Origin of the sequence: Myxococcus stipitatus DSM 14675 (genome assembly GCF_000331735.1) — a bacterium.
GTDB lineage: Bacteria > Myxococcota > Myxococcia > Myxococcales > Myxococcaceae > Myxococcus > Myxococcus stipitatus.
Genome location: NC_020126.1, coordinates 10,344,154 through 10,350,586, shown reverse-complemented (window position 1 = coordinate 10,350,586; position 6,433 = coordinate 10,344,154). Strand labels below are relative to the sequence as shown.

Annotated in this window: 8 protein-coding genes; all 8 read left to right on the top strand. The window is 69.5% G+C overall.

Translation table 11 applies throughout. The annotated features are described in order from the left end of the window. Positions 1 to 315: 315 nt before the first annotated feature. The 8 genes from rpmH to MYSTI_RS40320 all read left to right on the top strand — a co-directional run bounded on the left by rpmH (position 316) and on the right by MYSTI_RS40320 (position 6,413). Positions 316 to 468, top strand: coding sequence for a 50S ribosomal protein L34 (gene rpmH / locus MYSTI_RS40355; protein ID WP_015353655.1), 153 nt, complete (start codon positions 316 to 318; stop codon positions 466 to 468). Positions 469 to 480: 12 nt separating this feature from the next. Next, on the top strand, positions 481 to 903 hold the full coding sequence (rnpA, locus tag MYSTI_RS40350) for a ribonuclease P protein component (protein WP_015353654.1): 423 nt from the start codon (positions 481 to 483) through the stop codon (positions 901 to 903). Next, entirely contained in the window at positions 900 to 1,118 is a 219-nt protein-coding gene (yidD, locus tag MYSTI_RS40345; protein ID WP_015353653.1) for a membrane protein insertion efficiency factor YidD, read from the top strand. The genes rnpA and yidD overlap by 4 nt, the downstream gene beginning before the upstream one ends. Before the next feature lie 48 nt (positions 1,119 to 1,166). Next, positions 1,167 to 2,984, top strand: a complete 1,818-nt coding sequence (gene yidC, locus MYSTI_RS40340; protein WP_015353652.1) for a membrane protein insertase YidC — start codon at positions 1,167 to 1,169, stop codon at positions 2,982 to 2,984. Next, positions 2,981 to 3,790 (top strand): hypothetical protein, encoded by an 810-nt coding sequence (locus MYSTI_RS40335; protein WP_015353651.1) that lies wholly within the window; start codon positions 2,981 to 2,983, stop codon positions 3,788 to 3,790. The genes yidC and MYSTI_RS40335 overlap by 4 nt, the downstream gene beginning before the upstream one ends. Positions 3,791 to 3,799: 9 nt before the next feature. Beyond that, positions 3,800 to 4,027, top strand: a complete 228-nt coding sequence (locus MYSTI_RS40330; RefSeq protein WP_015353650.1) for a hypothetical protein — start codon at positions 3,800 to 3,802, stop codon at positions 4,025 to 4,027. A 50-nt stretch (positions 4,028 to 4,077) separates the two neighbouring features. Further along, a complete protein-coding gene (locus MYSTI_RS42540) occupies positions 4,078 to 5,724 on the top strand; it encodes a tRNA modification GTPase (protein ID WP_015353649.1) in 1,647 nt (548 codons plus the stop codon). Between the two features lie 77 nt (positions 5,725 to 5,801). Then, a complete protein-coding gene (locus MYSTI_RS40320) occupies positions 5,802 to 6,413 on the top strand; it encodes a Uma2 family endonuclease (protein ID WP_015353648.1) in 612 nt (203 codons plus the stop codon). Positions 6,414 to 6,433: the final 20 nt, after the last annotated feature.

Here is a 6,433-nt window from a genome sequence, read left to right as displayed (position 1 = left end):
CGACCCAAAGCCGCGCCGCAGAAGGATCTTTTCAGGGGGTGGATGATCGGCAACGGGCATGCCGATCCGCGACGGTTGTGGAGATCCGATCTCCTCCCCCCCATGGATGGGGGCCGCCTGCCCGGGGTTGACTGACGGTGCGGAATGCAAAACCTCCGCGAGGCGAAAGAGGGCCGCGGAGGGGTGAAATGGGGCGGACGGAGGTGATCCTCCGTTGACTTACCCCGGAAATGGGGTTACGGACCCGGCCCTTTCCCTAGTTCAGGTCGCGCCGAAGCCGTAGGAGGCGCCACCCCTCATCAAGGAGTTCGAGCCGTGTCCAAGCGCACGTACCAGCCGTCGAAGCTGCGCCGCAACCGCACCCACGGGTTCCGCAAGCGCAACGGAACCAAGTCCGGCCGTGATGTCCTCAAGCGCCGCCGCGCGAAGGGCCGCAAGCGGCTGGTCGTGTCGGCTGCCAAGAAGTAAGCGAGTCTGCTTGTGAGGGCCGAGGGTGCGACGCCGGGCCAGACTGGCCCGGCAGACCAGCGCTTCCCCAAGGCCCTTCGCCTGCTCAGCAGGCGTGAGTTCCTCGAGGTGCAGGACGGTGGGCAGAAGCTTCCTTCCGACTGTCTCCTCGCTCTCTACAAACGCAATGGCCGGACGTACTCCCGTGTTGGCCTCACCGTGTCGAGCAAGGTGGGAAACGCGGTAGTGCGCGCGCGCCTCAGGCGCGTGCTGCGCGAGTTGTTCCGCAAGCGCCGCATGCAATGGCCTTCGGGCCTGGACGTGGTGTTGGTGGCGCGCTCATCCGCGAAGGAAGCCTCCTTCGTGGACCTGTCCCGCGCCTTCGACGGTGTCACCCGTAAGCTGCAGCGGCTCCCGCCGGCCGCCGAGTCGAAGCCGAAGGAGCCTCCCAGATGAGCCCGCTCGCCTTCGTCATCTCGCTGCCCATCCGCTTCTACCGGAAGTTCCTCGGGCCGCTTTTGCCGAAGGTGTGCCGCTTCTATCCCTCGTGCTCCACCTACGCCATGGAGGCGCTGGAAAAGCACGGAGGGCTCAAGGGTTCCTGGCTCACCGTGTGGCGCTTGTTGCGCTGCCAGCCCTTCCACCCCGGTGGCATCGACCCGGTGCCGTGACGGGGCTTTCACCCCTTGCCGCACCCTCCCCCGTGGGGAGGGAACTCTATGAACGATCCGCTCTCGCCCCAGTCGAACGACTCCCAGAAGCGGCTCCTGGTCGCCCTGCTGCTCTCCTTCGCCATCACCGCCGGTTGGATGTTCCTCTTCCCGCCCCCGCCCGCCACGCCTGGCGCCGAGGACGGAGGAGTGGCGGCGGCGGGCCCCCAGGACGCTGGCACGCAGGCCCAGGCCGCTCTCCCGCCGTCGGGTGAGGCCTCGCCGCCCACCCCGGGCAGCCCCACGGAGGCCACCCCTCCCCCGCCCGCCCGCAAGGTGGACCTGACCCGCAAGGAGTCCGTCTACCAGTTCTCCTCGCAGGGCGCGGGCCTGACGTCGGCGGTGCTCCAGGGCGTGAAGATGCGCGAGCAGGGCTCGCTGTCGGTGTCCCAGGGCTTCCAACTGCTGCTGGGCAAGGAGGTCCCGCCCGCGCCGCAGATGAACCTGGCGCAGCCGGTGCCCAACCAGCCGCTGCCGCTGTCCGTCACCATCGAGGGCTCGAGCCCCCTGCCGGCCAACGTCTCCTACGCGGTGGAGGAGAAGACGGGCGGCGCCGGGCTGGACTCCGTCACCTTCACGGGCCGCCAGGGTCCGTGGGAGGTGGTGAAGGTGTTCCAGTGGCCGCAGGAGGGCTTCGAGATGCTCTACACCATCCAGGTGAAGAACATCTCCGGCCAGCCGCAGAACGGCGAGCTGCAGGTGCACTACTCGCGCGCCATCGACCCGAACTTCGAGCACGCGCCGTCCTTCTTCGGCGGCGTGGGCAACCTGAGCCGCTCCTCGTGCCAGGTGGACGACAAGCTCCACAACATGAACCCGGGTGACGACAAGCCCGAGGACACGAAGGGCAACATCGCCTTCTTCGGCATCAACCAGCAGTACTTCGTGTCGGCGCTCTACCCGCTGGACGGCCCGCGCGCGGGCCACTGCATCCTCACCGCCACGCCCACCGCGCGGCAGGCGACGGCGGCCTTCCCGCTGAGCGTGGCCGCGGGTGAGACGGTGACGCTGCGGCTGGGCGGCTACCTGGGCCCCAAGGACCCCGACCTGATGGCGAGCGTGCCCGGCACCGAGCTGGTCCAGGCCGCGAACCTCAACGCGCAGAACACGTTCCGCCCGGCGCTCACGGACACCGTGGACTTCGGCATCTGGGCCGTCATCTGCAAGCTGCTGCTGACCATCATGAAGTTCTTCCACGGCCTCACGGGCAACTGGGGCGTGGCCATCATCCTGCTCACGGTGGTGGTGAAGATGGTGCTGCTGCCGCTCACCTACCGCTCCATGGTCAGCATGGAAGAGGTGAAGAAGCTCCAGCCGCGCATGGAGGAGATCCGCAAGAAGTACGCGGACAACCGCGAGCAGCAGAACCTTGAAATCATGAAGCTGTACCAGGAGGCGAAGGTGAACCCCCTGGGCGGCTGTCTGCCGCTGCTCATCCAGATGCCGGTGTGGATTGCGCTCTTCACGGCCCTGCGCAACAGCTTCGACCTGTACGGCGAGCCCTTCTTCGGCCCCATCTGGAGGGACCTGACCTACAAGGACCCCACGTACCTGCTGCCCCTGGCGCTGGGCGTGTCGATGATCATCACCCAGAAGATGCAGCCGCAGATGATGGATGCGACCCAGGCGAAGATCATGACCTGGTTCGTGCCCGGCATCTTCACGCTGACGCTGCTCCAGTACCCGGCCGGTCTGTCGCTCTACATCTTCACCAACAACATCCTCTCCATCGCGCAGCAGTACGGGTTGAGGAAGTGGCTGGACCGCAACAAGCCGACGGGTGGGGGAACGCCGGTGGCGGCGACGGCGGGAGGAAAACGCAAGTGAGCGAGCAGCAGGTTCCGCAGCAGGCTCCGGTGGCCGGCACTCCGGCCCCGGGGGGCGCGGGGGCCGACCTCCGGCCTCGCGTGGAGAAGCTCCTGGGCGACATCCTCGGGCTGATGGGCTTCCCCGCGCGCCTGGACATGCAGGACGCGGCGGATGGAAGCCTGTCCGTCGCGCTGCACTTCGACGCGGGCCCTCCGCCCGGTGTGGAGCAGGGCCGCCGCAGCCAGGTGCTGGATTCGCTCCAGTTCCTGCTCAACAAGATGCTGCACCGTCCCGGCGTCGAGCGGCGCTGGGTGGTGCTGGGCGCGGGGGCGCACCCGGAGCCCCGTCAGCGTCGTGAGCCGCAGCCGCAGGCTCCCGTCGCGCAGGCCGCGGCTCCCGCGGCGCCAGCTCCCGTGGCGGCGCCTCGGGCTCCCGCGCCGCCGCAGGCTCCCGCCCGGCAGCAGGCCCAGCGAGGGGCGGCGGCGCAGCAGCAGGCGCCGGCGGCTCGCGCGGCGGCGGCTCCGGGTCGGGCCGGGGAGTCGGATGAGCGCTCGATGCCGGTGGAAGAGGATGCCGCGCTGCGAGAGGCGGTCCGTCAGCTCGCCGAGAAGTCCGCCAGCCTGGGGCGCTTCTACGCGCTCGCCGCGATGAAGCAGGAAGACCGCGCGCGGGTGATGAAGGCGGTAGAAGGAGTGACGGGGTTGAAGGTGTCGGCCGAGGGTGAGGGCCGCAACCGCCGCGTGGTGTTCACTCCGGAGAAGCCGGCGCCGCTGCCCAAGCGGAGCCTGTTGCCGGATGATGACGAGGACGACTTCGACGAGTGAGGGCGGTGCATGGGCAAGGCGAAGGGTCTCAAGGACAAGCTGTACGGCGCGGCGGTGCTGAAGATGAGCTTCCGTCTGCGCGGAGACGAGGAGTCTCCCGCCTTCCGCTTCGTCTACCCGGGTGTGCTGCGGGACCTGGACATCGAGGACGCCGCGGTCGAGAAGTACATCGAGGAGAATCGGGAGGCCGTGGAGAAGGCCGCCCGAGGCTCCACGCCTCCCATGGGCCCTCGGTAGGGATTCGTCTCGAGGGCCGCGCGGTGCCCGTCGCCGCGACTTGAGTCGACATGACGTCCGCTTCCCCCACGATTGTCGCCCTGGCCACCGCGCCCACCGCGGGGGCCGTGGGCATCATCCGGTTGTCGGGCCCCGCCGCCCTCGAGGTCGGCCGTCGGCTGGCCCCGGGTGTGCCGCCCTCCCCCACTCCTCGCCATGCGTATCTCGCGAGCTTCGTGGACGCGCATGGCCGTGTGCTGGACGAGGGGCTCTTCCTCTACTTCCGAGGGCCCGCGTCGTTCACGGGTGAGGACGTGGTGGAGTTGCAGGCGCATGGGGGGCCGCGCCTGCTGCGGTTGTTGTTGGAGCGGACGCTTGAGGAGGGGCTCGCGCGTCTGGCGACGCCGGGTGAGTTCACGCGTCGCGCCTTCTTGAATGGCCGCATCGACCTGACGCGCGCGGAGGCGGTCGCGGACCTGGTGGCGGCGGACTCGGAGTCCGCGGTGCGAGCTGCGGCGGCGGGGTTGTCCGGGGCGCTCACCGGACGCGTGCGTGCGCTGGAGGAGCCGTTGCGCGACCTGCATGCGGACCTGGAGGGCGTGCTCAACTTCCCCGACGAGGCCGAGGGCGCCGACGAGGATGCGGCGTCGCGAGTCCAGGCGCTGCGCGCGCAGGCGGAGGCGTTGATTGCAGAGGCGGGACAGGGGCGGCTGGTGCGCCGGGGCGCGCGCGTGGCGATGTTCGGCCCCGTCAACGCGGGCAAGTCGACGCTGTTCAACCGGTTGGTGGGTGAACAGCGCGCGCTGGTGGACGATGAGCCCGGCACGACGCGCGATGCGTTGGAGGCGCGGGTTGAGTGGAACGGGCTCGGGGTGACGTTGTTCGACACCGCGGGCCTGCGCGAGACGCCGGGCCGTGTGGAAGCGCTGGGCATTGCGCGGACGCGGGAGTTGCTCTCGGGGGTGGACCTGGCGGTGCTCGTGTTGCCGCCTGCGACCTCGGTGGAGGACGCGGAGCGCTGGCGCGATGAGGCGGGCTCCACGCCTGTGCTGATGGTCGACGGCAAGTGCGATGTGGCTGCTGCGCATCCTCTCGTTCCCGCGACTTCGGCCCAGACGACGGAGCACAAGCACGGTGCGGATGGCACCCCGTTGGTACCGATGGTCGACGGCGAGCACGATGTCGCCGCTGCGCATCCTCACGCTCCCGCAACTCCGGACCAACAGCGTGCGGAGCACTCGCACGAAGTGACCGGCGTCACACCGATGCACACGGTCACGACTGACTCATCGGGGCACTCACTCCGTCCCGGAGCTTCGGCTCACGGTGCGGAGCACACGCGCGCCGATGTGAGCACCCCGTCCTCGCGGAAGAGCGCTGTGCCAGGTGCATCCCCCACGCCCCCTCCCCCACCGCGTCCGCGCGTCAGCGGGCTCACGGGCGAGGGTGTGGACGCACTGCGCGACGTGCTCCTCTCACGTTTGTGGGGCGCCGGCACGCCCTCGGCGGTGGCCCTCGTGTCCGAGCGTCACGCCGATGCCTTGCGTCGCGCCTCCGAGGCACTGTCCCGCGCGGAGTCCGCTTCACACCTCTCAACCTTGGAGGTCGTGTCCGGCGAAGTCGCCATCGCCCTGGAAGCCCTCGGCGAGCTGTCCGGAACGTCCGCTTCCGAGGCGCTCATCGACGCAATCTTCCAGCGATTCTGCATCGGCAAGTGACGCGTCCCGCCGAGCGCGGGACATGTCAGACCCCTTCCTAGAATGCCGCCCTCAACCGCAGCACTTTCGGAGGCGCTGTGACGGAAGGCATCATCCACCTGGCGAACCACTCCATGCTCTCGGCCCTGCCCGCGGGATGGGTGGGAGAGATTCTGGACGAAGAGCTCGTGGCCTCTCCCAGGCTGACTCCCGCGCAGACGCGCGCCGCCTTCATGCTGGGCGTGGAGCTGGGCGAACAGCTCGACAAGCGCCGAGGCGGCAGTGGCCGCTGGTGCTTCCTGCGCGCCCCCGAGCTGCGCCTGGGTCACGACGTGCTCGTCCCGGATGTCGCCGGCTGGCGCCGCGAGCGCGTGGCGTCCCCCATCGACCCGGACGTCCCCTTCCTCACCCTGGCCCCCGACTGGGTCTGCGAGGTGATTGCGCCCACCACCGCGGCGCTGGACCGCACCCGCAAGCTCCCCCTCTACGCGCGCCAGGGTGTCTCCCACGTCTGGCTGGTGGACCCCGTCGCCCGCACGCTGGAGACGTACCAGCGTGTCAAGCGCGGCTGGCTCCTCACCGGCTGCTACGAGTCCGACGCCTTGGTGCGCGCCGAGCCCTTCTCCTCCGCGCCCGTGGAGCTCGAGTCGCTGTGGCTCCCCGAGTCCTCCGTCGTCGGCGACCACTCCCTTTTCGCCACGGCGCCTTGATTCAGCGGAAGTCCGCGCCG